Raw genomic sequence first — 26,521 nt, 5'->3', positions numbered from 1 at the left:
CGAAGGATCGTACATTCATGCGGGATCGTTGGGGTACTCGGTTTTTTCTGGCGTATCGTGCCGGAATGCTCACCGTGACCTCCGTGAATGTAAACGGGCTGCGCGCTGCGGCCAAAAAGGGCTTTCTGCCCTGGCTCGAGGGAACCGCCGCCGACGTGGTGTGCCTCCAGGAGGTGCGCGCCGAGCCCGGTGAGCTGACCGCGCCGGTTCGCGAGCCCGACGGCTGGCACACCGTGCACGCCTCGGCGGCGGCCAAGGGCCGGGCCGGGGTCGCCGTCTACACCCGGCGCGAGCCGGAGGGCGTACGGGTGGGATTCGGGTCCGCGGAGTTCGACGACAGCGGCCGCTATCTGGAGGTCGACCTGCCCGGGGTCACGGTCGCCAGCCTCTATCTGCCGTCGGGGGAGGTCGGCACGGAGCGGCAGGAGGAGAAGGAGCGCTTCATGGGGGAGTTCCTGCCGTATCTGAAGGAGCTGCGGGAGCGGGCCGCGGCCGGGGGGCGCGAGGTGCTGGTGTGCGGCGACTGGAACATCGCGCACCGGGAGGCCGACCTCAAGAACTGGAAGGCCAACCGCAAGAAGGCCGGGTTCCTCCCCGAGGAGCGCGCGTGGCTGAGCCAGGTGTACGACGAGGCGGCGTACGTGGACGTGATGCGCAAGCTGCACCCGGACGTCGAGGGGCCGTACTCGTGGTGGTCGTACCGGGGGAAGGCGTTCGACAACGACGCGGGGTGGCGCATCGACCTGCTGGTTGCCACGAAGGGGCTGGCCGAGCGGGCCGCGAAGGCGTATGTGGAGCGCGCGGCGAGCTATGACCAGCGGTGGAGCGACCACGCCCCGGTGACGGCGGTCTTCAGCGGGTGACACCGGCGGTCCCGGGCTGAGATGCTGCGCCGATGAGCACGGTGGCAACTGACTGGGAACAGCGCGTCGCGGACCTGTGGACCGCCTTCGACGACCACACCCCCGCCGACTTCCTGGCGGCCATGACGGCGCTGACGGCCGAACTCCCCGACGGCGACCCGGTCGCGTCCTTCGAGCTGGCCTCCGCGTACGACGCCACCGACCGCGAGGAGGACGCCGCCCCGCTGTACCGCGCGGCCCTGGACGCCGGTCTGGCCGGCCCGCGCCGCCGCCAGGCGGTGATCCAGCTGGCCAGCACGGTGCGCAACCTCGGCCGGCCCGAGGAGGGCATCGCGCTGCTCACCGCGGAGCGGGACGCGGGGTCCGATGAACTCGACGACGCCGTGGCCGCGTTTCTCGCGCTGACGCTGGTCGACGCCGGGCGGGAGCGGGAGGCGGTGGCCCTCGCGCTCTCCGCGCTGTCCCGCCATCTGCCGATGTACAGCCGCTCGCTGACGCACTACGCCGACGAACTCGCGAGCGGAGCCGCTCGCTGAGCGCGGCGGCGCATGGGCCGCGCGTCCACCGCTGGCCGGAGGGGTCCGGCCGGGCCGGCGCCCCCGCGTTCGCCCTGGCCGACTCCGACGACGCGAGCGTCTGGGGCGTCTGCGCCGATGTCTCGGGCCTGTTCGTCGCCCCGCCCCTCCACCCCTACCAGCTTCTGGGCTGCGTCCCCGCGGGTCCGCTGCGCGACATCCTGCGTGAGCGCGGCACTGCGCCGTACGAGTTGGGGCACCTTTGGCTGCGGCCGATCGGCGACGACCGGTGCCCGCAGGATTCGGAGCGGCTCGACGCCTGGCGGCTGGAGGACGTACGGGTCACCGGCCATCGCCCCCATCCCGGCGACCCCTCCCTGATCGACGTGTTCATCGAGGGCGCCGACGGCTACCCGGACCCGCCCGACGATCCGTACCTCGCGGCGGGCCTGCTCCTGCACAACGGCCGTGAACACCTCGGCACCTGCGCGGACTTCTCCGACGTCGTCGCGCCCGACGATGACCGGCCTGTGGCAGTGGCGACCAACTCGCTGCACCTCCTCGGCTGTGCACCCGGCGACCGGCTCCAGTCGGCCCTCGCGGCCGGGACCCGCCGCCGGCTGGGGCTGGGGGAGGCCCTGCTGCTGGTCCTCGACCGGAACGGCGCGGAGTCCACGGACCTGTATGTGACCGCCGAGATCGCCGACTGGAAGCCGTCGTCCCTCGGCCCCGGCCTCCTCGACATCCGCCTCACCGACGGCCTCTGGGACCCGCCGCCCCCGCGGGCCCGCCCCTTCTGGCAGCGGTGGTACGACGGTCCGCCGACGGCCCCGAACCTATGGGCCGGGTACGGGACCCGCGACCGCGAGATCTGGCTCGACTGCGTGCGCGAGCGGGGGACCCGCCGGTCCGTCCCGGCCGCGCCGCCCGGGCGCGTGTACGAGCTGGACGGGCGGTACGTCACGGATCAGCCCGGTCTCTACCTCGCGCTCGGCGAGGCCATGCGCGGCCCCGGCGGCTACTTCGGCGGCAACGCCGACGCGCTGGCCGACTGCCTCTGCGGAGGCTTCGGGGTGACCACACCGTGCACGCTGGTCTGGCACGACGCACGGATCGCACGGCGGAGCCTCGGCCAGGTCCTGGACTGGCAGGGGGAGCCGTACAGCCATTTCGACCTGGTGCTCGAGGTCTTGAGGGAGCGCCGGGTCGAAGTGCGGCTGCGGGACTGAGCGCCTCTCAGCACTCTTCGGTGACGTCCCAGCAGGTCTCCTCCGGGAAGGGGTCGCCACCGCCGGACGGCGGCGGGGTGTCCGTCGAGGGCGGCGGATCGTCGGGGACCGCCGGCGGGTCGTACGTCCACTCCGGCGTCGGCGAACTCCGCGTGGGCTTCGTCTTCTTGGGCGTCGTCGTCTGCTGGGACGGGGTCGGTGACGAGGTCTCCCGCGTCGCGCCGCGCGAGGGTTCGTCGTCGGCGGGTTCGGCGTCGGCGTCGGTGGCGCCGGTGGTGGCGTCGTCCGCGGGACGGCTTTTTGTGCTGGAAGGAGTGGTGGCCGCCGGTGCCTCCGTCCGGCTGCTCTCACGCGGCTTATCGGGTTTGTCGCCGGGGTGCAGAATCGCCGTGGCCGCGGCCGTCAGGATCACGATCGCGGCGGTGGCCGTGATGATCACGCCCGGCCGCCGAAGCCGACGCCCGGCCGCCTTCAGTCTCTTCCTCTTCGGCCGCTCGGGCTCTTTTGGTACCGGGTCCGGCTCCGAGGCCGGCTCCGGGGCCTCGGCCACGGGCTCGGTGGCCGGCACCGCCGGGCTCTCGGGGGCGTCTTCGCCCTTCGGCTCCACCGGCTCGGAGGAGTCCTGCTCCTGCTCCTGCCCCTGCTCCTGCTCCTGTCCGAGCTCGACGGCCAGGCGCTTGCGGGCCCCCACCCACGCCTCGACCGCGGCCTTGTCACCGCCGCAGGCGCGGACAAAGGCCGCCACCAACTCCTCCCGGGGCAGCTCCTGTCTGTTCAGCGCCCCGGCGAGCGTGGCGCGCGGGAGTACGTCCCCCACCGCACCGGCTCTGCGTTCCAACTCGCGATAGCTCAGATCCGCCCACTGCCTCAACCGGCGCATCTCCGCTACGAACCGCGTGGCGTCCTTGACGTCATGCGGCAGTGGAATCCTTCCGTCCACCTCGGTCCCCGTCCCCCGTGTGTTCTGTTCGGAGCTCACTCCTCCCCGGGCAGCTTAGGCGCTCGCGGGAATCGGGGTCACTCGCCGCGCATGTGCCGTTCGACGACGTCTCGGACCCTGGGCCGCAGCCCGGATTCGGCCGGGTCCATCCCCTCCGCCCTGAAGACGGCATCGGTGAACTCGTCCGCGTCGGCGGGCGGCGCCTCGCGCAGCCGGCGCTGTTCGTCCGGCGGAAGGCAGAAACCGAGGTCGACGCACAGCTCGTAGAGGAGCTCGTGGACCGCGCTCGGCGACAGCTGATTCGTCATGCCCGGTGACGGTACCGGTGATTCCCGGCCCGGCCACCCGGGCTCTCGAACCGCTCCTGCGCGGCCAGCACGTCGTCCGTGTGGCGCTTCGCCCACGCGCCCATCGCGCGCATGGGGACGAGCAGGGCGGTGCCGGCCTCGGTGAGCGCGTAGTCGACGCGCGGCGGCGCCTCCGCGTACGTACGGCGCTCGACGAGGCCGTTGTACTCCAGGCGCCGCAGCGCGTCGTTGAGGACCTTGGCGCTGATCCCGCCGATGCCCGCGATCAGCGCCCGGGGCCGCATCGGGCCGCCCGCGCCGAGAGTGTAGACCACGACGCTGTCCCAGCGGTTCGCGAGCACCTCGAACGCGAGGCGGGCGTGGCAGTCCGCGGTGTACGCGTCCGATGTGGCGCCAGGGGCGTCCGTGGCGCCCGTGGCGTCCCTGGCGTTTTCGCGCGCGGCGGCTCGCGGGCAGGTCGGCTGCTCCATGTCCGCATCCTGCCCGATCCGATGCACACCGTGCGGTGTGCATCGGATCGCCCCCGGCCCTCGGGCGTCGCGTCAGGCCATGACCACCGTCAGTCCCTCCGGTGCCGCCACGCTCACCGTCCCGTCCGCCGCCACCGCGACGTCCAGCTGCTCCCCGCCGACCTGGAGCCCCGTCACCGTCAGCGGGGCGTAGGTCCGGGCGAAGGTGGGGGCGACGGTGACCGTGCCGCCGGGGACGTCCGCGTCCAGGCCCAGGGACGCGCCGAGCACCGAGACCGCGGAGGCGGCCGCCCACGCCTGGGGGCGGCAGGACGCCGGGTACGGGGCGGGGTGCGGGCCCGCCTCGGCGCCGTGGCCCGCGAACAGCTCGGGCAGCCGGGCCGCGAACCCCGCCGACGCCGTCAGCAGGCCCGCCGCCAGCGGCGCGGCCGCGTCCGGGAACCCGGCCTTGACCAGGCCGTGCACGGCGATCGCGGTGTCGTGCGGCCAGATCGAACCGATGTGGTAGCCGAACGGGTTGAAGCCCACCGAGTCGCTGCTCAGCGTGCGCAGGCCGTGGCCCGAGTCGAGGTCGGGGCCGGTCAGCCGGGCCGCGAGCGCCGCGCTCTCCTCCCGGTTCAGCAGGCCCGTGCCGAGGAGGTGGCCGAAGCCCGAGGTGACGGAGTCCACCGGCCGGCCGTCGCGGTCCAGCGCGACCGCCGGGTACGCGCCCCGCTCGTCCTCCACCCAGAAGCGGTTCCGGAAGCGGGTGGCGAGCCCGTCGGCCCACTCCTCCCACCCGTCCGCGCCCGGCCGCCCGAACTCGCGCAGCAGCGCCGCTCCGCCCCGCGCGGCCTCGTACGCGTACGCCTGCACCTCGCACAGCGCGATCGGCGCGTCGGCGAGGCGGCCGTCGCGGTGGCGGATGGAGTCGCCGGAGTCCTTCCAGCCCTGGTTGGCCAGGCCCCGGCCGGTCCGGTCGACGTACTTGAGGAAGCCGTCGCCGCCCGCCTCCGCCTGGTCGCGCAGCCACCCGAGCGCCGACTCGGCGTGCGGCAGCAGCTGTTCCACCTGCTCCGGGGCCATGCCCCAGCGCCAGGCGTCGTGGAGCAGGGTGAGCCACAGGGGCGTGGCGTCCACCGTGCCGTAGTAGACCGGCGGGAGGGAGAACGTCTCCGCGAAGTTCTGGGTGCCGCGCCGCACTTCGTGCAGAATCTTGCCCGGCTGCTCCTCCGTGGTCGGGTCGACCACCCCGCCCTGGCGGCGGGCGAGGGTGCGCAGGGTGCCGGCCGCGAGGTCGGTGCCGAGCGGGAGCAGCATGCGGGCGGCCCAGAGCGAGTCGCGGCCGAAGAGGGTCAGGAACCAGGGGGCGCCCGCGGCCAGGAACTGATCCACGCCGCCCACCCCGACCCTGAGCCCTTCGTCGGACTGCGGGTCCACCAGGCGCAGCCGGTCCGCGTCGGCGACCGACTGGTCCAGCCACTGGTCGAAGCGGCGGTCCGCGCTGCGCAGGGTCGGGGTGCGCCACGGCACGGAGTCCGCGGGGCCCGCGGGGAACTGGTCGCCGTCCGCGTACCCCGCCGTGCAGCGCAGGGTCACCGTCCACGAGGTGCCGGGGTCCAGTTCGACGTCGTACGACAGCCGGCCCTCGGACGCGTCCAGCGCGTCCGGCGCGGGCTCGCTGACCAGGCGTACGGCGAACTCGTCGCGCGACCAGGAGAGACCTGCGGTCTCTTCGGCCCGCGCCGGTATCTCGTCCACGGTGTGGCCCGACTTCACCCGCTCCATCAGGGCGAGGTCGGTGGCGGCCGTGATCGTCAGCCGGAAGCCGACCCGCTGGGTCCCGGCGTTGCTGACCTCGAAGCTCTCCTCCAGCCGGCCGGACGCGACGGTCCGGCGGCGCTCCAGGGCGACCGCCGGGTCGGGCGTCACCTCGCCGAGCCCCCGCAGGATCGCCCGGAAGTCCGCCCGGTCGGCCCCCCTGAACCCGCCGACGACCGGGGCCAGCGGGATGGACCCGGTGGAGACGGTCAGCCGGGACAGCGCCCTGCTGTCGCCGTGGTAGAAGCCGTCCGCACCCCCGTCGAGCTGCCCGTCCGCACGCGAGATCACAAAGCTCGGCGCGTACAGGGTGACAACCGCGTCGTGCAGGAACGGCTGTAGGTCCTGGGCCACGGAGGTGGGGGCCGTGACCGAGCTGTTGGTGTCCTGGGCCTTGACAGTGGTGTCCAAAAGAGTAGAACCTCTCAACGTTTGATCGTTCCAAAGACAGTAACGACCTCTTCAGAGGACTGACAATGCCTTTGGAACGCTCAAATGAAGCTTGTGAGAATCTGCTAGGACCCCAGGACCTCGTACGTCGGAGGCCATATGCCCCGCTCCACCAGCAGTCCCTCGTCGAAGGGCGGCCCGGTGACCCTTGCCATGGTCGCCCGCAGGGCCGGAGTCTCGACGCAGACGGTGTCCAACGCGATCAACTCGCCGGACCTGCTGCGCGCCGAGACCCTGGAGCGGGTCCGCCAGGCGATCGACGAGATGGGCTACCGCCCGAGCCGCGCCGCGCAGACGCTGCGCACGCGCTCCAGCAAGCTCATCGGCTACGGCATCCAGCCCACCCCGCCCGGGGTCACGGCCCCGGTCATGGACCGTTTTCTGCACGCCCTGTCCGAGGCCGCAGACGAGGCCGGCTACCGGATCCTGCTGTTCGCCAGCGCGCCCGGCGGCACGAGCCTGGCGGGGTACGAGGAGCTGCTCGACCAGTACGACGTCGACGGCTTCGTGCTCGGCGACACCGGCCGCCAGGACCCGCGCCAGGCGTGGCTCGCCAAACGGGGCGTGCCGTTCGTCGGCTTCGGCCGGATGTGGTCGGGGCGGCAGATCGGCGACTGGGTCGACGTCGACGGCGCCTCGGGCACCGACGCCGCCGTGCAGCACCTGATCGCCCGCGGGCACCGCAGGATCGCCTTCCTGGGCTGGCCGCGCGGCTCCGGCGTCGGTGACGACCGTGCCGACGGCTGGCGGCGGGCCATGCGCTGGCACGGGCTGCCGACGCGCGGTCTGCGCGCGCAGAGCCTGGGGGACATCGAGGCGGCCCGGATCGCCGTGAAGCCCTTACTGGACGGGGGTGCCACGGCCGTGGTCGCGGCCAGCGACGTCCTGGCGCTCGGCTGCTACCACGCGCTGCGCGACCGGGGCGCCGTCCCGGGCCGGGATGTCGCGGTGGTCGGCTTCGACGACTCGCCGACCGCCGGGATCCTCTCGCCCTCCCTGGCCACCGTCGCCCAGCCGCTGGAGGCGGTCGGGCGGGAGTGCGTACGGCTGCTGCTGGCGCGGATAGCCGGCCCGGCCGGGCCGCCGGAGCGCGTCCTGCTGGAGCCGTCCCTCGTCGTCCGCGAAAGCGCCTCCAGGCCTGGCCCGGAGGCACCGGGCCCCGAAACGTCTGGCCCCGACACACCGGGTTCCGACACGACAGGTCCCGGCACACCGGGCCCCGACACACCACGTTCCGACACCGCGGCGCTCTGACGCGTCGCGCCCTCAAACCTCACCCTCTCCTCCACCCCCCATAGAGCCGCCCGTACCATCCCGAATCCACGGAGGAATCATGGTCCCCCGCACGGCCACCGCCGCCCTCGTCACCTGCGCGGCACTCCTGGCAGCCACCGGCTGTTCGTCGAGTTTCAGCGACGACAAGGAGACGAAGCAGGACACCAGCGCCAAGCAGACCCTCAAGGTGTTGATCGCCACCTCGGGTGACGCCGAGACCAAGGCGGTCAAGGACGCTGCGGCCGCGTACGAGAAGCAGTCCGGCAACAAGGTCACCGTAGAGACCGCCAAGGACATGAACCAGCAGTTGGCCCAGGGCTTCGCCGGGCACAAGCCGCCGGACGTCTTCTACGTCAACTCCGACATGTTCGCCAACTACGCCAAGGGCGGCTCCCTCTACGCCTACGGCGACAAGATCAAGGACGCGGACGACTTCGCCGAGCAGCTGCGCGCCTCCTTCACCTACGACGACAAGCTGATGTGTCTGCCGAAGGACACCTCCACCCTCGCCCTCGCGATCAACACCGACCTGTGGAAGAAGGCCGGGCTGACCGAGAAGGACTACCCGACCTCCTGGGAGGAGCTGCGGAAGGTCGCGGGCAAGCTGACCGGGAACGGCGTCACCGGCCTGGTCACCAGCGACGAGTACCAGCGGCTCGGCGTCTTCATGAAGCAGGCGGGCGGCTGGATAACCGACCCCGGGCAGACGAAGATGACCGCCGACGGCGCGAAGAACGCCGAGGGGCTCGGCTTTGTGAAGTCGCTGCTGAAGTCCGGCTCGATGAAGTACGCCAAGCAGGTCGACACCAGCTGGGGCGGCGAGGCCCTCGGCAAGGGCAAGGCCGCCATGACCATCGAGGGCAACTGGCTGACCGGCGCCATGAAGCTCGACTACCCGGACGTCAAGTACAAGGTGGTCGAGCTGCCCGCGGGCCCGGCCGGGAAGGGCACGCTGGCCTTCAGCAACTGCTGGGGCGTGGCCGCGGAGAGCGCCCACCGGTCGGCCGCGGTGGACCTGGTGAAGTACCTGAGCTCCGGTGAGCAGCAGCTGAAGTTCGCCGAGGGCTTCGGCGTGATGCCCTCGCGCACCAGCGCCCTCGCCGAGTACGCGAAGCAGGAGCCGGACGCCAAGGCCTGGGTCGACGCCAACGCCTACGCGCAGGGCCCGGTGACCATCGCCGGATTCGACAAGGTGCTCAGCCAGTTCAACACCGAACTCCAGTCGCTGAACACCACCGACCCGAAGAAGATCCTCGCCGACCTCCAGCGCAACGGCGAACAGGCCCTCGCGAAGGGCAACTGAGCCGTCATGCCGTTCCGCACCACCCCCCGCACGGCGCGCCGCACCTCAGGCGGCGCGCCGACCGGCCCCCGCCCGGCCCCCGCGGCCGACGGCGGGGGGCCCAGTACGGCCGGTTCGCCGGGCGCGCCTGACGCGCCCGGCGGGTCCGGCCCCGCGCCGGCGCCCCGCACCCCAAACACCCCGTCCGCGGGGCGCCGCCGCGGCGAAGGCGCCTGGGGCTGGCTGTTCGTCAGCCCCATGGTGCTGATCCTCGGCCTGTTCCTGGTGCTGCCGATCCTGATGGCCGCGTGGGTCTCCCTGCTGGACTGGGACGGTCAGTCCAACCCGTTCAGCGGGCAGACGAAGTTCGTCGGCCTGGACAACTACCGGGCGCTGCTCACCGAGGACGGACTCGACCGCACCCTGTTCGCGACCTCGCTGCGCAACAACGTCTACTACGTGGCGCTGACCGTGCCGCTCCAGACGGTGCTCGCGCTGGTGCTGGCCCTGATCGTCAACCAGCGGCTGCTGCGCGCGCGGGGCGCCCTGCGCACCACGTTCTTCTTCCCGTCGGTCACCAGCTCGATCGCGGTCGCCACCGTCTTCCTCTTCCTCTTCCAGGGCAGCGGGGCGGTCAACACGCTGCTGTCCTGGATCGGGGTGAAGGGCCCGAACTGGTTCTCCGACTCGCGCGGGGTGCTCTCGCTGCTGCTCGGCGGCCTGGGGATCGTCGACCCCGACCACCCCACGGGTGCGCTCGCCAGCCACTCCTTCATGGGTCTTTCCTGGTACGAGTGGCTGTCCGGGCCGTCCGTCGCGATGTGCACGATCATCCTGCTCGCCGTGTGGACGACCTCCGGCACCTTCATGCTGATCTTTCTCGCGGCCCTCCAGGACATCCCGCGCGAGCTGGAGGAGGCGGCCGCCATCGAGGGCGTGAACCGCCGCCAGATGCTGCGCTACGTCACGCTGCCCGCGCTGCGGCCGGTGTTCTTCCTCGTCCTCACCCTGGGCACGATCGCCACCTGGCAGGTCTTCGACCAGGTGTATGTGATGGGCCAGGGCGCCCCGGGCAACACCACGCTGACGCCGGCCTTCATGTCGTACTCGGCCGCCTTCGACGGCGCCGACTTCGGGCAGGGCGCGGCCATCGCCTTCATCCTGCTCGCGCTGATCCTGTGCATCACCGCCCTCCAGCGCTGGGCGCTGCGGGAGCGCGGCCCCCGCCCCGGGAGGAATCGATGAACACCAAGGCCGCGGCCACCCGGGCGCAGGCGCGCCCGGTGCTCGGCCGGTTCCCGCTGCCGCTGCGGGTGCTGGGGTACTCGCTGGTGGTGGGGATCGGGCTGCTGTATCTGCTGCCGTTCGTACTCCAGCTGGTCACCGGGTTCAAGACGGACGCGGACGCGGCGACGCACCCCCTCGGGCTGGTGCCCACCACCCCGACGACCGCCGCCTACCAGCGGCTGTTCGGGCTGAGCCAGGCCGGGGACGGGGTGCCGTTCCTGCGCTGGCTGGGCAACTCGGCCTTTGTCGCGGTCGTGGTCACCGCCGGGCGGGTGCTGTTCGACTCGATGGCGGGGTACGCGCTGGCGCGGCTGCGGTTCCGGGGCCGCTCGCTGCTGTTCGGCTTCGTCCTCGGGGTGATGGCGGTGCCCGGGGTGGCGCTGCTGATCCCGAAGTTCCTGGTGCTGAACACCTTCGGGCTGTTCGACACCTACACCGGCATGATCCTTCCGCTGATGGTGGACGCGGCCGGGATCTTCATCATGAAGCAGTTCTTCGAGTCGATCCCCCGGGAGGTCGAGGAGGCCGCGCGGGTGGACGGCGCCGGGGTGATCCGGACCTTCTGGTCGGTGGTGCTGCCGATGGCCAGGCCCGCGCTGATCACCCTGACGATTCTGTCCTTCCAGGGCTCGTGGAACGAGTTCACGCACTTCCTGGTGTCCACCCAGTCCGGCGAGTACGAGACGCTGACGACCGGGCTCGCGCGGTTCATCTCCGGCGGCCTCGGCGGCGGTACGCAGTACCCGCTGAAGCTGGCGGCGGCCCTGCTGGCGACGGTGCCCGTGGCGGCGCTGTTCTTCTGCTTCCAGCGCTACTTCGTGCAGGGGGCGAACTCGGGGGCGGTCAAGGAATAGCGAGCGGACTTCGGGGGCTGCCTGAGTGGCATACGCGGTGCATGCCGCGCACGCTGGAAATATGGCACAGGATCCACGGGAAAAGGTTTTCAACGGGGATTTCAGTGAAGGCACCAGCGGCTGGTTCACCGTGCAGGCGGCCCCCGTTTCCGTCACGGGCGGGAAACTGTGCGCCGACGTACCGGGAGGCACACAGGCCCCGGCCGACGTCATCGTGGGGCAGAGCGACATCTGGCTGCAACAGGGCAGGACGTACACGTTCGCGTTCACCGCTTCGGCGAGTCCGCCGTCGGCGGTGACGGCCCGGGTCCAGCTCGACCAGGCGCCCAATTACCCGAATACGTTCTCGCAGGACATCGCCCTCGGCCCGGAACAGCCGTACACGTTCACCTTCACGTCCTCCCTCGACACCGACCGTGGCCAGGTCCTGTTCCTGCTCGGCGGAGACCCCGCGCCCTCGGTGTGCTGCGTGGGCGGGGTGTCCCTCATCGGCGGCGACCCGGTGCCCCGCTATGTGCCGGACACCGGCCCGAGGGTGCGGGTCAACCAGGTCGGCTACCTGCCGTCCGGACCGAAACACGCGACCGTCGTGACGGACGCGCCCGGGCCGATCCCCTGGCAGGTGAACGACAGCGCCGGGGCCACCGTCGCGTCCGGCACCTCGACGCCGGCCGGGATGGACACCTCCTCCGGGCAGCAGGTGCACACGCTGGACTTCAGCGCGGTGACGCAGTCCGGCACCGGGTACACGCTGAGCGTCGACGGACAGACCAGCTACCCGTTCGACATCACCGCCACCGCCTATGACCAGTTGCACTCCGACGCCCTGCGCTTCTTCTACGCCCAGCGCAGCGGCATCCCCATCACCGACGCGCTGGCGCCCGGATACGCGCGCCCGGCCGGACACATCGGCGTCATCCCCAACCTGGGCGACACCAGCGTGCCCTGCCAGCCGGGTGTCGGCGACTACCAGCTGGATGTGAGCGGCGGCTGGTACGACGCCGGGGACGAGGGCAAGTACGTGGTCAACGGCGGCATCGCCACCTACCAGCTCCTCAGCCTGTACGAGCGGACGCTGACCGCGCCCCGGGGGCGCCTGGGTCCGCCGGGCGACGGCGACCTGCACATTCCCGAGAGCGGCAACGGCGTGCCCGACATCCTCGACGAGGCGCGCTGGGAGCTGGAGTTCCTGCTGCGCATGCAGGTGCCCGCCGGAGCGCCCCTCGCGGGAATGGCCCACCACAAAGTGCACGACGACAACTGGACCGGGCTGCCGATGCCTCCGGACCAGGACCCGCAGCCACGCCACCTGCACCCGCCGTCCACGGCGGCGACGCTCAACCTGGCCGCGACCGCCGCGCAGGGCGCCCGGCTGTACGCGCCCTTCGACCAGGCCTTCGCCCAGCGCTGCCTGGCCGCCGCCCGTACCGCCTGGGCGGCCGCGCAGGCGCACCAGAACCTGTACGCGAGCAACGCGGATGCGACCGGCGGCGGCCCGTACGACGACACGGACGTCACCGACGAGTTCTACTGGGCGGCCGCCGAACTGTTCCTCACCACCGGCGAGCAGCCGTTCCTCGACGCGCTGCGGGCCTCGCCGTACGGCACGGGTGAGCCGTTCCCGCCGTCCGGGTTCGGCTGGAAGCAGGTCGCCGCGCTCGGCCGGCTCGACCTGGCGACCGTGCAGAGCCAACTGCCGGACGCCGACCGGAGCGCGGCCCGCGCCTCGGTGGTGGCCGCCGCCGACCGGTACCTCCAGACGGCACAGGGCCAGGCATACGGCGTGCCGCTCGCGGACAGCGAGTTCGTCTGGGGCTCCAACAGCGCGGTGCTCAACAAGCTCGCCGTCATCGCGACCGCCTTCGACCTGACCGGCGACCAGCGCTACCGCGACGGTGTACTGGAGGGGCTGGACTACATCCTCGGCCGCAACGCCCTCAACGAGTCCTATGTGACCGGGTACGGTCAGCACAACTCCCACAACCAGCACAGCCGCCTCTACAGCCACGAGCTCGATCCGACGCTGCCGGAGCCCCCGGCCGGTGCGATCGCCGGCGGCGCGAACGTCGGCCTGGAGGATCCCAAGGCGAGCAGGGTGCTGATCGACCGCACGGTCGATCCGCCCCAGCGGCCCGCCCCGCAGTTCTGCTACCTCGACGACATCCAGTCGTGGTCGACCAACGAGGTCGCCATCAACTGGAACGCGGCGCTGTCGTGGGTCGTCTCGTTCGCGGCCGACGACCAGAGCGTCGGCGCGTAGGCCCTGCGCGATACACACCTGGCGGTGTGCGTCGGCCTCCCTAAAGTCCCCGTCGTCACCACGGTTTCTCACGACGGGAGAACTCATGCGCATCGGCATTCTGGGCACGGGCGGGATGGCCACGACGCTGGGCGGGGCGTGGGTACGCGCCGGGCACGACGTCCTGATCGGCGGGCGCGACCGCGCGGCGGCCGCGGCGACCGCCGCGCGGACCGGCGCCGCCGGGCACGGCACCCTCGCCGACGCGGCGGCGCACGGCGAGGCCGTCCTGGCGGCGGTCCCGGCGGAGGTGGCGCCCGAACTGGTCAAGGGGCTCGCCGACACCCTCGCCGGCCGCACGGTGATCGACTGCTCGAACCCCCTGGTGCCGACCGACGACGGCCTGACGCTGTCCACCGGCGGCACGACCTCCATCGCCCGGCGGATGGCGGACGCCGCGCCGGGCGCCCAGGTGGTCAAGGCGTTCAACCTCTGCCACGACAGCATCTGGACCCTGCCCCGCCCGGCGTTCGAGGGCGCCCCGCTGGCCGTCCCGTTCTGCGGCGACGACCCTGCCGCCCTCGACCGGACCGCCGAACTCATCACCTCCATGGGCTGCGCCCCCATCCCCTGCGGCGGGCTCGCCCGCGCGGTGTACATCGAGGCGGCGGCGGCCTTCGCGATCGGCGCGTGGCTGGCGGGCGCGGAGCCCCGGTTCGCGTTCCCGGTGCCCATGGCGGCGCCGGACGCGCCCGCCTCATAGGCCGCGGGCGCCCCCGCGTAGGCTGCTGCGCCGAGACCGGTGAACGGGGAGCTGAGCAGTGCGGATACAGCGGCACCAGGTGGGCGAGGCGGCGGTTTCGGCGGCTCTTGAGGACTTCGCCAACAGGATCGGGTCGATGGTCCACTCCATGTCGAAGGCCGGCCCGATCGCCACCTACGAGTGGCAGCTCATCTCGGAGGAGCTCCTCGACTATCTGGGCGCGCTCTCTGTCGAGACCCCCGACCTCGACACCCCGGAGGCCAAGGCCGTCCTCGACGACGCCACCGAGGCCGCGGCTGGTGCCGTGGCGTACGCCGCGTACTACCCGACCAACGACTTCCAGATCTTCCTCAACTACGCGAACTTCGGGATGAGCTACGACCGCGGGGCGGAGGGCGAGCCGGAGTCCGTGACCCCGGGTGAGTGGCTCGACGCCTTCTGTCTGGCGGTCCTCTCCGACAAGGCCTCCTGGCACGGCGAGGCGTTCCACTTCGCCCGCAAGCCGTTCGACGAGGCCGGGGCCGGGCGGCCCGACGTCGAACTCATCCGCGGCTTCATGGCGTATGTCATCGGGGACACGGGGGACGACGACGCGGACTACCCGCCGTCCAGGGAGCAGAAGCTCGCCGCGCTCGACGCCGCGCTGGCCCGGATACGGACCCTCGACGCCGAGGGCGCCGCGCCCGGTGAGGGCGGCCTCCTCGACCGGCCGCAGTCCCTCGGGCTGCGCGCGCTGCGCGCCCTGACCACCGGCGACCGCGACTCCTTCCGCACCGCGCTGGCCAACCTGCTGCTCCCGCACAGCGCCATCCCCGGCCCCGGCGCCAGGCCCCGCACCCTGCTGCCGCTCCTTCCGCTGGCCCTGGCCGCGCTCGCCTACCGCCGCGAGGGCTGGCAGCCGCCCCTCGACACCGGGTATCTGCCGCGGGCGCTGGTGACCGGGTTCGAGACCGCGGGGCCACGCGTCCAGGCGTACGGCCGCGTCCGGCGCCCGGACGCGGTCGCCGCGCTGGCCGCCGGGCCGGTGGTGGTCGAACGGCCCGAAGCCCCTCGCGAGATGCACCCGGAGAGCGAGGCCCTGTTCGAGCAGTACACCAGAGAGGCCCTGACGCCGGAGGACGGAAAGCCGCTCTCCGCCCGGGACCTGTTGGGTGCCGTGCGCTACCAGGACCTCATGTTCAAGGCCCGCGCCTCGCTCACCGCCGACGTCACGGACCAGCAGCTGGAAAACCTGCGCCTCGCCGCCGAGCTGGGCACCGCGCTGTTCCGTGTCACGCTCGCCGAGCCCGGCACGGACGTCGAGGTGACGATCGGCGGCCGCACGCTCAGCTACCCCGCCTACCACGGTGACCAGGCCGGGCCCGGCCCCTGGCACACCGCGATGAACTTCGCCCTGATCGGCGGCCGGCGCGAGGAAATCGCCGCACTCGTCCTCAGCGGCTCCGCCCGACTGGAGGGCGACGGCTCCGCCTTCGCCTCGTACCGCCGGGCGCTCCACGACTATTTCCGGGGCGTGGACCCGGAACCCGCCACGGACCGCGCGCTCGAGGACTGCGAGAAGGCCAGGAACTGGGGGTTCTTCCCGCCGCCCGGCGTTCTCTTCTCCCAGCTCGTCGAGGGCGACGAGGAGAGCTTCAACCTCGCCCTCGTCGACGCCCTCGAAACCCACCGCGACCACTACCGGGTCGCCGACCGCGCGGTCGACTCCGACGCCGCCATCAACCTCGACATCCTGGCCCTGGCCTGCCACGCCCGCCGCCGGGGCTGGAACATCCGGGTCAGCTCCGCCTATCTGCCGCCGCGCCTGCTCGCGGGCTGAAGCGGGTGGTGACGGATACCGTCATTCCGATGTCTCCGCCCACGCCGCCAGCTCCGCGCGGATGCGGCGGTCCATGGCCATCGACAGCTCCGCGTCCACCACGCCCTTGGCGATCGGCCGCAGCTGCTCAACCGTTTCGCCTATCCGCGACGTGGGCTCGGCCAGGACCGTGGTGCGCAGGAGGGCCGCGAAGATCTCGGCGATCGCGTCCACATGGCGGCGCATCTCGCGGGCCGCTTCCAGGACGGCGTCGAGCGGGACGCCCCGGTCGACCAGCTCGCTGGAGGTGTCCAGGAGACGGCGGCTGACGTGGACCAACTGGTCGCCGTCGACCGCGAGATAGCCGAGGTCGAGGGAGGCGGCGAGGTTTTCCGCGGTCACCTGGCCCTTGAAGTAGTCGGCCAGGGCCTCGGGCGCCAGCCGGACCGGCGTCTCCTGCGACCAGGCCGGGACGGAGACGGGGGCCGGGTGCAGCCCGAGGAGGTCGGCGACGTCGCGGCGGCCGCTCTCGAAGGCGGCGAAGAGTTCGGCGATGCCGCCGAGGGTGTGGCCGCGCTCCAGCAGCGCCCCGATCGTACGGAGCCGGGCGAGGTGGTGGTCGTCGTACCAGGCGATGCGGCCCTCGCGGCGCGGTGGCGGGAGGAGCTTGCGCTCCCGGTAGAAGCGCAGGGTGCGCACGGTGATCCCGGCCTTCTCGGCCAGCTCCGCGACGCGGTATTCGCGGATCTCCTCCGGGCCGTCCGGAGCCTGGGGTGCTTCGCTCGTCGCCACGTGAGCACCCTATGCCCGCACCCGGGAGGGCGAACCGCCGGTAACTTCCTCTCGCCCGGCCCCTACCGCCCGGTAGCCCGCTGTCCTACGCTCAAACCGTGCCAGTAATCGCTGGCGCGGTTCCGAGTGTTGCGGGAGGCGGCCCCATGACCGGTGCTGAATTGAATCCTCCCCTCCCGGCAGGGGAGGGGATTCCTGGCTCAGGCTGCCTGCGGGAGCAGCGTTCCCGCAGGTCTTACGCCCTCGGCACCAGCCGGGTTGAGACCAGCCCGGACCAGCATCACGCGGGCGGAGTTCTTGTCCCTGGGGGATACGGCTCCGCATGCGGTGCAGGCATAGGTTCGTTCGAAAAGAGGTAGCGCGTGCTTGGTTCTCGCTCCGCACTGCGCGCAGTCCATCGTGGTGTGCGCGGGATGCACGAGGTGGACGTCCCGCCCGTGCTTGCGGCCCATCTCGGTCAGAGCGCGTTTGGTGGCGCTGATCGCGGCGTCGGCCGCCTTGCGCGCCATCGACGTCTTGGCGAGGAACTTCGGCCGGAAGTCCTCCACGGCGATGGCATCGTGGTCGTGCACGACGCGTTTGGCCCACTTGCGTCCGGTGTCCTGCCGCTGCCGGGCGGCCTTCTTGTGCGCCTTGGCGCGCAGGTGCTTCGCTTCGCGGTAGCCCTTCGAGGCGGCCTGCCCCTTGGCGGGCTTGCGGCGGGCCATCATCCGGTCGTACCGCGACAGCTTCGACTGGGCCTTCCTGCCGTGTTCCGGGTGGGGAAGGTCGTGGTCGTCGGATGTGGTGGTGGCGGTCTCCCTCGCACCCCAGTCGATCCCGAGCACGCGGCCGGTGGAGGGAAGCGCCTGGACTTCAGCAGGGACGACGAACGAGGCGTACCAGTGCCCGACGCTGTCGCGGTACACGCGCACCGAGGACGGCTCGGCGGGCAGATCTCTCGACCACACCACCGTTACCGCGATGTTCCCGGCCAGGTGCAGGCCGCCGTCTTTGAGGCGGAAGCCACGCCGGGTGTAGTTCAGGCTCGGGTCGGCCTCGCGCTTCTTCTTGTACCTGGGCATCCCGGCCCGCCGCTTGACCGGCAACCGGTCCTTGATGTCCTTGTGCGCTTTCGCGCGGGACTTGCCGAAATCGCGTATGAGCTGCTGCTGCGGCACGGACGAGCCCTCACGCAGCCACGGTGTCTTCCTGCGGGCTTCGGTCAGCATCCTGTCGAGCTGCGCCGGACCGCACGTCCGCTTGTCCTCCGGGTGGGCCTTGTTGTGCAGGTGCACCACCCTGCTCTTGGCCACGCACTCGTTCCACACCCACCGGCACCGGTCCCACTCGGCTTCGAGGGCGCGCCGGGCCGTGGACGACAGACGCACACGGAAGGTGTGCCGGGCATGCCCGGCATCCTCCGTGATCGCTCCTGTCGTCATGCATGCCAACCTATCCGGGAGGACTGACAATTGAGAGCTCTTGACCGTTGTGGGCTCCCGCACCCCGTCACGGCGTGGACGGGGTTTCGCCCTGCGGGCGAAACCCCGTTCACTGCCCTGCTCCGCAGGAGTCCGATTCCTCCCCGGCCTGAAGGCCGGGGCAACCTCGGAGGCTCCAGGTGACGCGGGAACACGTACGGGTGGCGGTGATCGGAGCCGGATTCGGCGGGCTGGGGGCGGCCGTGCGGCTGCGCCGGGCGGGGATCACCGACTTCGTCGTCCTGGAGCGGGCCGGGGCGGTCGGGGGCACCTGGCGGGACAACACCTATCCGGGCTGCGCCTGTGATGTGCCGTCCCATCTGTACTCCTTCTCCTTCGCGCCCAACCCCGAGTGGCCGCGCAACTTCTCCGGGCAGCCGCATATCCGGGCGTATCTGGAGCGGGTCACCGACACGTTCGGGCTGCGGCCGCACCTGCGCTTCGACGCCGAGGTGCGGGCCATGCGCTGGGACCCGCGCGCGCTGCACTGGGAGATCGACACCGCGGCCGGTCCGCTGACCGCCGATGTCGTGGTCAGCGCCACCGGACCGCTGTCGGACCCGAAGATCCCGGACATCCCCGGCCTGGCCGGCTTCCCCGGCGAGGTCTTCCACTCCTCGCGCTGGGACCACGGCTACGACCTGCGCGGCAAGCGCGTCGCGGTGATCGGCACCGGCGCCTCGGCCATCCAGATCGTGCCCGCCATCCACCGCGAGGTGGACCGGCTCACCCTCTTCCAGCGCACCCCGGCCTGGGTGCTGCCGCGCATGGACCGCCGTATCTCGGCCGCCGAGCAGTGGCTGCACACCAGGGTCCCGGCGACCCGCGCGCTGCGGCGGGCGGTGCTGTGGGGGGTGCGGGAGCTACAGACCTGCTCGTTCACCCGGTGGCCCGACTCGCTGCGGCTGGTGGAGCGGGTCGCCCTCGGCCATATGCGGCGGGCCGTCGGGGACCCCGCCCTGCGGGCCCGGCTGACGCCCGACTACCGCATCGGCTGCAAGCGCGTCCTGCTGTCCAGCGAGTACTACCCGGCCCTCGCCCAGCCCCATGTCGATGTCGTCGCCGGGCTGAAGGAGGTGCGCGGCGCCACGCTCGTCGCCGCCGACGGCACCGAGGCCGAGGCCGACGCGATCATCTTCGGGACCGGCTTCCAGGTGACCGACATGCCGATCGCGCACCGGGTGACCGGGGCGTACGGGACGACGCTCGCGGAGGAGTGGCGGGACGGCATGGAGGCGCTGCGCGGCACCAGCGCGGCGGGCTTCCCCAACCTCCTGACGATCATCGGGCCCAACACCGGGGTCGGGACCACCTCGATGATCCTCGTCATCGAGGCCCAGCTGGCGTATCTGGCCGACTTCATGCGGCAGTTGGACGTGCTGGGCGGCGCCGCGGGCCGAAAGGTGGCGCTGGACGCCCGGCCCTCGGCGGTGCGGGCGTGGACCGACCGGGTGCAGGAGCGGCTGAGCCGTACGGTGTGGAACGTGGGCGGCTGCGACAGCTGGTACTTGCAGAACGGGCGCAACACGACCGTGTGGCCCGGGTCGACGTCGGAGTTCCGCTGGGTGACGCGGAGGGTGGACGCCACCGAGTACCGGGTGCTGCGGCCGGAGCGGGGCGCCGAGCCGGATGTGGTGGGCGCGGGCGCCGGGCGGGGGGAGCGGTGAGCCGCCGTCCGGCGCGGCTCGCCGCGGGGCCGTACGCGCCGCCCGTCGCCGTGAGCGAACTGTCCGTCATCTCCGCCGACGGCTCCCGCCTCCACGCCGAGCTGCACGGGCCCGAGGGCGCCCCCGCCGTGGTGCTGGCGCACGGCTGGACCTGCTCGACCGCCTTCTGGGCGCCGATCGTCCGCGAACTGGCCGCCGACCACCGCGTCGTGCTGTACGACCAGCGCGGCCACGGCCGCAGCCCCGCCGCCGGCCCCGGCGGCTACAGCACCCACGCGCTCGCCGACGACCTCGCGGCGGTGCTCCAGCAGACCCTCGCGCCCGGGGAGCGGGCCGTCGTGGTGGGCCACTCCATGGGCGGCATGACGCTCATGGCGGCCGCCGACCGGCCGCAGCTGCGCGAGCGCGCGGCGGCCGTGCTGCTGTGTAACACCGGCTCCTCGCGGCTGATCGAGCGGGGCCGCGTCGTACCGCTGCGCGGCGAGCGCCTGCGGGTGCGGGTGCAGCGCGCGCTGCTGGGCTCGCGGGCGCCGCTCGGGCCGGTGACGCCGCTCTCCAGACGCCTGCTGAAGTACGTGACGATGGGCCCGGAGGCGGGCCCCGCCGTGGTGGACGCGTGCGCGAGCATCGTGCACGACTGCCCGCGGGCGGTGCGGGCCGCGTGGGCGCGGGTCATCGGCGACCTCGACCTCGACGCGGAGGTCGGCCGGCTGGCCGTCCCCACCGCCGTCCTCGCCGGCACGGCCGACCGGCTGACCCCCCTGGAGCACGCGCGGGCGCTGGCCGACCGGCTCCCCCGGTGCGTCGGCTTGACCGAGCTGGACGGGCTCGGGCACATGGCACCGGTGGAGGATCCGGCGGCGGTGAGCGGGGTGATCCGCGGGCTGGTGGCGACGTACGGCGATCCGGGAGGCGCGAGAGCGGCGGTTCCCGAGAGCGGACGAGTACGAGGAGCGGAGGAGTCATGAGCGGTCTGCGCGGAAGTCTGGAGGGCCGGGTCGCCGTGGTGACCGGGGCGGCCCGGGGCGTGGGGGAGCTGCTGGCCCGGAAGCTGTCGGCGCGGGGCGCCAGGGTGGCGCTGGTGGGTCTTGAGCCCGAGGGGCTGCGGCGGGTGGCGGAGGGGCTGCTGACGGACGCCGCCACCTGGCACGCCGATGTCACCGACCACGAGGCGATGACCCGGGTGGCCCGGGAGGTCGTCGAGCGCTTCGGGCGGGTGGACATCGTCGTGGCCAACGCCGGTGTGGCCCAGGGAGGTCCGTTCCTCGACACCGACGAGACGGCCTGGCGGCGGGTCATCGAGGTCAATCTGCTGGGCAGCGTCACCACGGCCCGCGCGTTCCTGCCCGCGCTCGTCGCGAGCCGCGGCTATCTGCTCCAGATCTCCTCGCTCGCCGCGCTCTCGCCCGCGCCGATGATGACCGCGTACTGCGCGTCCAAGGCCGGGGTCGAGGCGTTCGCGCACTGTCTGCGCGCCGAAGTGGGCCATCGCGGCGTACAGGTCGGGGTGGCCTATCTCAGCTGGACCGACACGGACATGGTGCGCGGCGCCGACCAGGACGACGTGGCCCGGGAGCTGCGGCGGCGGCTGCCCTGGCCCGCGAACCGCACCTATCCGCTCGGCCCGGCCGTGGACCGGCTGGTGGACGGGATCGAGCGGCGCTCGGCGCATGTGTACGGACAGTGGTGGCTGCGCGGCATGCAGTCCGTACGGGGTGTGCTGCCCGCGCTGGTCGGGACCGTCGGCCCGCGCGAGATGCGCCGCGTCGAGCCCCGGCTCGCGGCGACGCGCGGGCTGCGGGGCGGGCTGGTGGGCGCGGGCGGCGAGGCGGACGAGAAGGCGCGGGCGGAGGGCGGCCGGCGGAAGCCGTGAGGCCCGACATGCGGGGCGTGTTTCCGCATGTCACGCTGGTTGCGACATCGACATGCGGCCACGCCGCGTGGCACCTCTGCCACCCCTTGAGGAGTGACATCGATGGCCAGCAAGGACCAGTTCAACGAGAAGGCCCGGCAGACCAAGCGCAAAGCGCAGGGCGAACAGAGCCAGGACGCACAGCGCGGGCGGCAGTCCCAGCAGCAGGGGCGTGAGCAGCAGCGGCGCGAACAGCCGCCGCGTGAAAGCCGTGAGAGCCGGGAGAGCCGTGGGCCTGCGACGCGGGACCGGGAGGAAGGCGTCGAGGACCAGGAGCCCTACGAGGAGATGTGACCTCGATGGCCTGACCTCGGTGGGGCGCATCCGGGAGATCGGGTGCGCCCCGTCACCTCAGCCGCTTCTCGGCGGCAGCTTCGGGCGCCGCAGGTCCGGCACGTCCGAGTAGTCAGGGGGAGTCGCCGCCGAGTGGCGTTCCAGCAGGTCGAGCGCGGTGCGTACCGCGACGCCCAGCTGCGGATGGCGGCCCTCGGCCCAGTCGAGCGGCGAGCGCGGCGCCTCGATGTCCGGCTCCACGCCGTAGTTCTCGACCCCCCACCCGTACGCGTCGAACCACGCGGCGTTCATCGGCACGGTGATGGCCGTGCCGTCCCCGAGCCGGTGGCGGCCGGTCATGCCGACCACCCCGCCCCAGGTGCGCAGCCCCACCACCGGGCCGATGCCCTGGATCTTGAACGCGGCCGTGATCATGTCGCCGTCGGAGGAGGTCATCTCGTCGGCGACCGCGACGATCGGGCCGCGCGGCGCGTTGCTGGTGTACGAGACGGGCTCGGCGTGGCGGGTCAGGTCCCAGCCCATGATGGTGCGGGTGAGCTTCTCGACAACCAGCTCGCTGATGTTGCCGCCCGCGTTGCCCCGTACGTCCACGATCAGCGCGGGCAGCGACACCTCGCTGCGCACATCGCGGTTGAACTGGGCCCAGCCGGAGCCGCCCATGTCGGGGATGTGCAGATAGCCGCACCGCCCGTCGCTCAACTCGCGCACCACCGCACGCCGTTTGGCCACCCAGTCCTGGTAGCGCAGCGGCCGGTCGTCGATGAGCGGCTGGACCGCGACGCGGCGCGGTGGCGGACTCTCACCATCGGCACTGCCGGCGGGCTGGAAGGTGAGCTCGACGGTCGTGCCCCCGGCGGCGGTGAGCAGCGGGTAGGGGCCGGCGACCGGGTCCACGGGGCGGCCGTCGACATGGGTGAGCGTGGCGCCGTCGCGGATGCCGGTGCCGGCGAGCGGCGAGCGCGCCCGGGAGTCGGAGGACTCGCCGGGCAGGATGCGGGAGACGGTCCAGCGCCCGTCCTTGGTGCGCGCGAAGTTGGCGCCGAGCAGGCCGATGGGCCGCTGGTAGTGGGCCGGGCCCTCGTTGCGGCGGGCTGCGATGACATACGCGTGCGAGGTGCCGAGCTCGCCCTGCACCTCGCGCAGCAGGTCGGCGAACTCGTCGGGGGAGGCGACCCGTTCGACCAGCGGACGGTACTGGGCGAGCGCCCCGTCCCAGTCGACGCCGCACATCCGCGGCTCCCAGTAGTAGGCGCGGGTGATCCGGCCCGCCTCGTCGTACGCCTGCCGCCACTCGGCGGCCGGGTCCACGGTGTGCTGGATCCGCCGCATGTCGATGTGGACGGTGGCGTCGCTGTCGGCGGTCTCCGTGGCGGGCACCGCCCGTAGATCGCCGTCGTCGTTGACGACCAGCCGGGTGCCGTCGCCGCTGACCGCGAACCAGTCCAGGTCGTCGGTGAGTTCGGTGCGCTTGGCCTTGACCAGGTCGAAGTGTTCGAGGGTGGGGCGGGAGGAGGTCTCGGCCGGGTTGGCGAAGGTCTCGCCGAGCGCGCCGGAGATCGGCCAGCGCAGCCACACCAGGCCCCCGCCGCTGACCGGGTACAGCGCCGAGTACTTCGAGGCGGCCACCGGGAAGGCGGTGACCCGGCTGGGCAGCCCCTCCACCTCGATCGTGACCGTGCCCTCGGCCTCGCCGTCGCCGCCCCCCGCCTGCGCGCCGTCCCGGTCGAGGCCGCCCGCCGCCGGGCGGCCCTCGGGGGAGAGCGCGAAGGGGGAGGGGGTCGCCGAGGACAGCGGTACGAGGTAGGGGCGGCAGCCGAGCGGGAACGACAGGTCGCCGGTGTGCACGTCGTAGACGGGGTCGAAGCCGCGCCAGGACAGGAACGCCAGATACCGGCCGTCGCGGGTGAACACCGGCTCCTCGTCCTCGAATCGGCCGCTGGTCACGTCCACGACCGTGTGGTCCGCGAGCCGCGCGATCTTTATCTGGCGCAGCGAGCGGCCGATGCCGGGGTGCGACCAGGCCAGCCAGGCGGAGTCGGGGGAGAAGGCGAGGTCGCGCACCGGGCCGTTCGTCGACCGGATCAACTCGCCGACCTCGTCGACGGTGTCGGTGTCGGTGTCGGCGTCGGGCGAGGGTGTGGGGATCGGCTCCGCGCCGTCCGGCTCCGTCTCCGGTGCGGCGTCGGACGACGCGTCCGGCGACGCGTCCTCCGGGGTGTCCGGCGATGTGTCGAGCAGCAGCAGCCGCCCGTCGTGCGCGGCCACCGCGAGCCGCTTGCCGTCCGGCGACGCCACCATCTCGCGCACCCGCCCGAGCCGGCCCGCCGCCAGCCGCCGCCGCTCCTCCGGGCCCGTCGCGCGCGGCAGATACGCGATCTCGATGGCGTCCTCGCCCTCGGCGTCCGTCACATACGCCACCCGCCCGGTGTCGCCCAGCATCTCCGGCAGCCGGACCCGGACGCCGGGGGTGTCGGCGAGGGTGCGGGCGGGGCCGTCGCGGTGGGTCAGCCAGTACAGGCTGCCCCGTACGCAGACCGCGCTGGCCCGGCCCGTGGTGTCCACGGACAGCGAGTTGACGTGCGAGGCGGCCGGGACCTGGTACGGGCGCCGCCCGGTGCGCGCGCCGCCGAGGCGTACGTCCAGCCGGCGCGGCTCGGCGCGCGGGCCCAGGTCGTCGACGAGCCACAGGTCGCCGGCGCACTGGTAGACGACGCGCGAGCCGTCGGTCGAGGCGTGGCGGGCGTAGAAGTCGGCGTGGTCGGTGTGGCGCCGCAGATCGGTGCCGTCGGGGAGACAGGAGTAGAGGTTGCCGATGCCCTCGTGGTCGGAGAGGAAGGCGATCCGGCCCGCGACGAACATCGCCGAGTCCAGGTGTCCGTTCAACTCCGGCACCAGGCGCGTGCCGTGCAGCCAGAGCCGGCCCGTCGCGCCGCCCCGGTAGCGCTTCCAGGAGGCGGGCTCGTGCGGGGGCTTGCCGGTCAGCAGGAGGGTGCGGCGCTCGCCGTCGGTGTCGGCGACCGCGATGTCGGAGACCGGGCCCCAGGGGAGCCGCCCGCCGGGGCTGCCGTCGGTGGGCAGGCTGTAGGCCCAGGAGAAGTAGGAGAAGGGCTGGTCGTGGGAGGAGACGGCCAGGATGTGGGAGGTGCCGTCCTGGTCGGGGGGCGTCCAGCCGCAGACCCGGGCGTCCGTGCCGCCCCAGTACGTCAGCCGGCGCGCCGGGCCGCCGTCGACCGGGGCGAGATGGATCTCGGGGTCGAGGCTGCGCCAGGTCGTGAACGCGATGTGCGAGCCGTCGGGGGAGAAGCGGGGGTGTCCCACGCGGGTGCGGTCGACCGTCAGCCGCCAGGCCCGGCCGGGTGGCTCGCCGGGCGCGGCCAGAGGCGCGACCCAGAGGTCGTCCTCGGCGGCGAAGCAGAGCAAGTCGTCGTGCAGGTGCGGAAACCGGAGGTACGCGCGGCCGCCCGGGCCCGGCGCGTTCGACAGACCATCGCTCACCCGACCATCCTTCCGGGGCGGCCCCTTCAGGGCAACTCGGTCTTGTGACGCATACCACGAGCGATACGGGGTGGTTTCGTGAAGCGCCGGGCGGATCTGGGCTTACTCTGGAGGTGTACGAAACCGTTTCGTTCGCAGCGCTCGAATGCGTCGGAAGGAGGGCATGGTGCAGGCATTGGACAAACGCCGCAGCAGGCTGTCCCCCGAGCGGGAGAGCGAGCTGTACCAGGCCGTGATGGAGCTGCTGACGGAGGTCGGCTACGACGCGCTGACCATGGACGCGATCGCGGCCCGCACCCACTCCAGCAAGGCCACGCTCTACCGGCAGTGGAAGAGCAAGCCGGCGCTGGTCGCGACCGCACTGCGACAGACCAAGCCCGTCTCGCTCGAGGACATCGACACCGGATCGCTGCGCGGCGATCTGCGCGAGATGGTGCGGTGCGGCGACGAGGCCCGGGAGCGGGACGCGGCGCTGATGCGCGGGCTCGCCCTGGCCGCCCACCAGAACCCGGATCTGCTCGAGGCGCTGCGCGAACTCCTGATCACTCATGAACTCGGCGCGTTCGACATGCTGCTCAAGCGCGCCGTCGACCGCGGTGAGGTCGCCCCGGACCGCCCCGCCCTCAAGTACACCGTGCACCTGCTGCTCGGCGCCTTCACCACCCGGGCGCTGGTCGAGGCCAAGGAGCCGGACGCCGACTACCTCTTCGACTACATCGACGCCGTGATCCTCCCCGCCCTCGGTGTTCTGTCCCCCGCCTCCCCCTGAGGCGACCCTCTCCCCTTCCCCCCCCCAAACCCGGCACCCGCAACGCCGCACCCCCA

General features: G+C 72.6%; 21 protein-coding genes and 1 pseudogene. 15 read left to right on the top strand and 7 right to left on the bottom strand.

What is annotated here, in order from left to right; translation table 11 throughout:
• Positions 1-65: 65 nt before the first annotated feature.
• From ABTY62_RS05700 to ABTY62_RS05690, 3 genes are all read left to right on the top strand, one after another.
• Entirely contained in the window at positions 66-863 is a 798-nt protein-coding gene (locus ABTY62_RS05700; RefSeq protein ID WP_352128103.1) for an exodeoxyribonuclease III, read from the top strand.
• 32 nt (positions 864-895) lie between these two features.
• Entirely contained in the window at positions 896-1,399 is a 504-nt protein-coding gene (locus ABTY62_RS05695; RefSeq protein WP_352128102.1) for a tetratricopeptide repeat protein, read from the top strand.
• A 230-nt stretch (positions 1,400-1,629) separates the two neighbouring features.
• Entirely contained in the window at positions 1,630-2,607 is a 978-nt protein-coding gene (locus ABTY62_RS05690; protein WP_352128101.1) for a barstar family protein, read from the top strand.
• A gap of 7 nt (positions 2,608-2,614) precedes the next feature.
• Here the strand turns inward: ABTY62_RS05690 and ABTY62_RS05685 are convergent, their stop codons facing one another.
• From ABTY62_RS05685 to ABTY62_RS05670, 4 genes are all read right to left on the bottom strand, one after another.
• Positions 2,615-3,547, bottom strand: coding sequence for a helix-turn-helix domain-containing protein (locus tag ABTY62_RS05685; RefSeq protein ID WP_352128100.1), 933 nt, complete (start codon positions 3,545-3,547; stop codon positions 2,615-2,617).
• A 77-nt stretch (positions 3,548-3,624) separates the two neighbouring features.
• Entirely contained in the window at positions 3,625-3,855 is a 231-nt protein-coding gene (locus ABTY62_RS05680) for a hypothetical protein (protein ID WP_352128099.1), read from the bottom strand.
• The gene (locus ABTY62_RS05675) at positions 3,852-4,325 is read right to left on the bottom strand and encodes a winged helix-turn-helix transcriptional regulator (protein WP_352128098.1); all 474 of its coding nucleotides are present in this window, start codon (positions 4,323-4,325) and stop codon (positions 3,852-3,854) included. Before ABTY62_RS05675 ends, ABTY62_RS05680 begins: the two co-directional genes overlap by 4 nt.
• A 72-nt stretch (positions 4,326-4,397) precedes the next feature.
• Positions 4,398-6,536, bottom strand: a complete 2,139-nt coding sequence (locus ABTY62_RS05670) for an amylo-alpha-1,6-glucosidase (RefSeq protein ID WP_352128097.1) — start codon at positions 6,534-6,536, stop codon at positions 4,398-4,400.
• Between the two features lie 138 nt (positions 6,537-6,674).
• Here ABTY62_RS05670 and ABTY62_RS05665 point away from each other — a divergent pair, with 138 nt between their 5' ends.
• From ABTY62_RS05665 to ABTY62_RS05635, 7 genes and pseudogenes are all read left to right on the top strand, one after another.
• Entirely contained in the window at positions 6,675-7,829 is a 1,155-nt protein-coding gene (locus ABTY62_RS05665; protein ID WP_352128096.1) for a LacI family DNA-binding transcriptional regulator, read from the top strand.
• A gap of 79 nt (positions 7,830-7,908) precedes the next feature.
• Positions 7,909-9,153 carry a sugar ABC transporter substrate-binding protein gene (locus tag ABTY62_RS05660; RefSeq protein WP_352128095.1) on the top strand — a complete coding sequence of 415 codons (1,245 nt, stop codon included), beginning with the start codon at positions 7,909-7,911 and terminating at the stop codon, positions 9,151-9,153.
• Between the two features lie 237 nt (positions 9,154-9,390).
• Positions 9,391-10,377, top strand: a complete 987-nt coding sequence (locus ABTY62_RS05655) for a carbohydrate ABC transporter permease (RefSeq protein ID WP_502997412.1) — start codon at positions 9,391-9,393, stop codon at positions 10,375-10,377.
• Positions 10,374-11,273 (top strand): carbohydrate ABC transporter permease, encoded by a 900-nt coding sequence (locus ABTY62_RS05650; RefSeq protein ID WP_352128093.1) that lies wholly within the window; start codon positions 10,374-10,376, stop codon positions 11,271-11,273. The genes ABTY62_RS05655 and ABTY62_RS05650 overlap by 4 nt, the downstream gene beginning before the upstream one ends.
• A gap of 61 nt (positions 11,274-11,334) precedes the next feature.
• On the top strand, positions 11,335-13,533 hold the full coding sequence (locus ABTY62_RS05645; protein WP_352128092.1) for a glycoside hydrolase family 9 protein: 2,199 nt from the start codon (positions 11,335-11,337) through the stop codon (positions 13,531-13,533).
• Between the two features lie 85 nt (positions 13,534-13,618).
• Positions 13,619-13,882, top strand: a pseudogene (locus ABTY62_RS47470) (NAD(P)-binding domain-containing protein); the annotation flags it as partial.
• Positions 13,883-14,411: 529 nt separating this feature from the next.
• Positions 14,412-16,094, top strand: coding sequence for an immunity 49 family protein (locus ABTY62_RS05635; RefSeq protein WP_352128278.1), 1,683 nt, complete (start codon positions 14,412-14,414; stop codon positions 16,092-16,094).
• Positions 16,095-16,115: 21 nt separating this feature from the next.
• Here the strand turns inward: ABTY62_RS05635 and ABTY62_RS05630 are convergent, their stop codons facing one another.
• Positions 16,116-16,865 carry a MerR family transcriptional regulator gene (locus ABTY62_RS05630; RefSeq protein WP_352128090.1) on the bottom strand — a complete coding sequence of 250 codons (750 nt, stop codon included), beginning with the start codon at positions 16,863-16,865 and terminating at the stop codon, positions 16,116-16,118.
• Positions 16,866-17,065: 200 nt separating this feature from the next.
• Positions 17,066-18,289: an RNA-guided endonuclease InsQ/TnpB family protein gene (locus ABTY62_RS05625; protein ID WP_352128089.1), complete on the bottom strand. Its 1,224-nt coding sequence runs from the start codon at positions 18,287-18,289 to the stop codon at positions 17,066-17,068.
• A 179-nt stretch (positions 18,290-18,468) separates the two neighbouring features.
• On the opposite strand from ABTY62_RS05625, the gene ABTY62_RS05620 reads away from it, so the two are divergent.
• The 4 genes from ABTY62_RS05620 (at position 18,469) to ABTY62_RS05605 (ending at position 22,201) form a co-directional block, all read left to right on the top strand.
• Positions 18,469-19,995, top strand: coding sequence for a flavin-containing monooxygenase (locus ABTY62_RS05620; RefSeq protein ID WP_352128088.1), 1,527 nt, complete (start codon positions 18,469-18,471; stop codon positions 19,993-19,995).
• A complete protein-coding gene (locus tag ABTY62_RS05615) occupies positions 19,992-20,963 on the top strand; it encodes an alpha/beta fold hydrolase (RefSeq protein ID WP_352128087.1) in 972 nt (323 codons plus the stop codon). Before ABTY62_RS05620 ends, ABTY62_RS05615 begins: the two co-directional genes overlap by 4 nt.
• Positions 20,960-21,868, top strand: coding sequence for an SDR family oxidoreductase (locus ABTY62_RS05610; protein WP_352128086.1), 909 nt, complete (start codon positions 20,960-20,962; stop codon positions 21,866-21,868). The genes ABTY62_RS05615 and ABTY62_RS05610 overlap by 4 nt, the downstream gene beginning before the upstream one ends.
• Positions 21,869-21,970: 102 nt before the next feature.
• Positions 21,971-22,201 carry a hypothetical protein gene (locus ABTY62_RS05605; RefSeq protein WP_352128085.1) on the top strand — a complete coding sequence of 77 codons (231 nt, stop codon included), beginning with the start codon at positions 21,971-21,973 and terminating at the stop codon, positions 22,199-22,201.
• Between the two features lie 57 nt (positions 22,202-22,258).
• Here ABTY62_RS05605 and ABTY62_RS05600 read toward each other — a convergent pair whose 3' ends face one another.
• Positions 22,259-25,696, bottom strand: a complete 3,438-nt coding sequence (locus ABTY62_RS05600) for a S41 family peptidase (RefSeq protein ID WP_352128083.1) — start codon at positions 25,694-25,696, stop codon at positions 22,259-22,261.
• 163 nt (positions 25,697-25,859) lie between these two features.
• Between ABTY62_RS05600 and ABTY62_RS05595 the strand changes: the two genes are divergently transcribed.
• The gene (locus tag ABTY62_RS05595; protein ID WP_352128082.1) at positions 25,860-26,465 is read left to right on the top strand and encodes a TetR/AcrR family transcriptional regulator; all 606 of its coding nucleotides are present in this window, start codon (positions 25,860-25,862) and stop codon (positions 26,463-26,465) included.
• Positions 26,466-26,521 lie beyond the last annotated feature (56 nt).

The sequence above is a fragment of the Streptomyces sp. NPDC097640 genome (genome assembly GCF_040302705.1).
GTDB lineage: Bacteria > Actinomycetota > Actinomycetes > Streptomycetales > Streptomycetaceae > Streptomyces.
The sequence above is the reverse complement of the archived record's forward strand: the minus strand, read 5'-3'. Positions and strand labels throughout refer to the sequence as shown.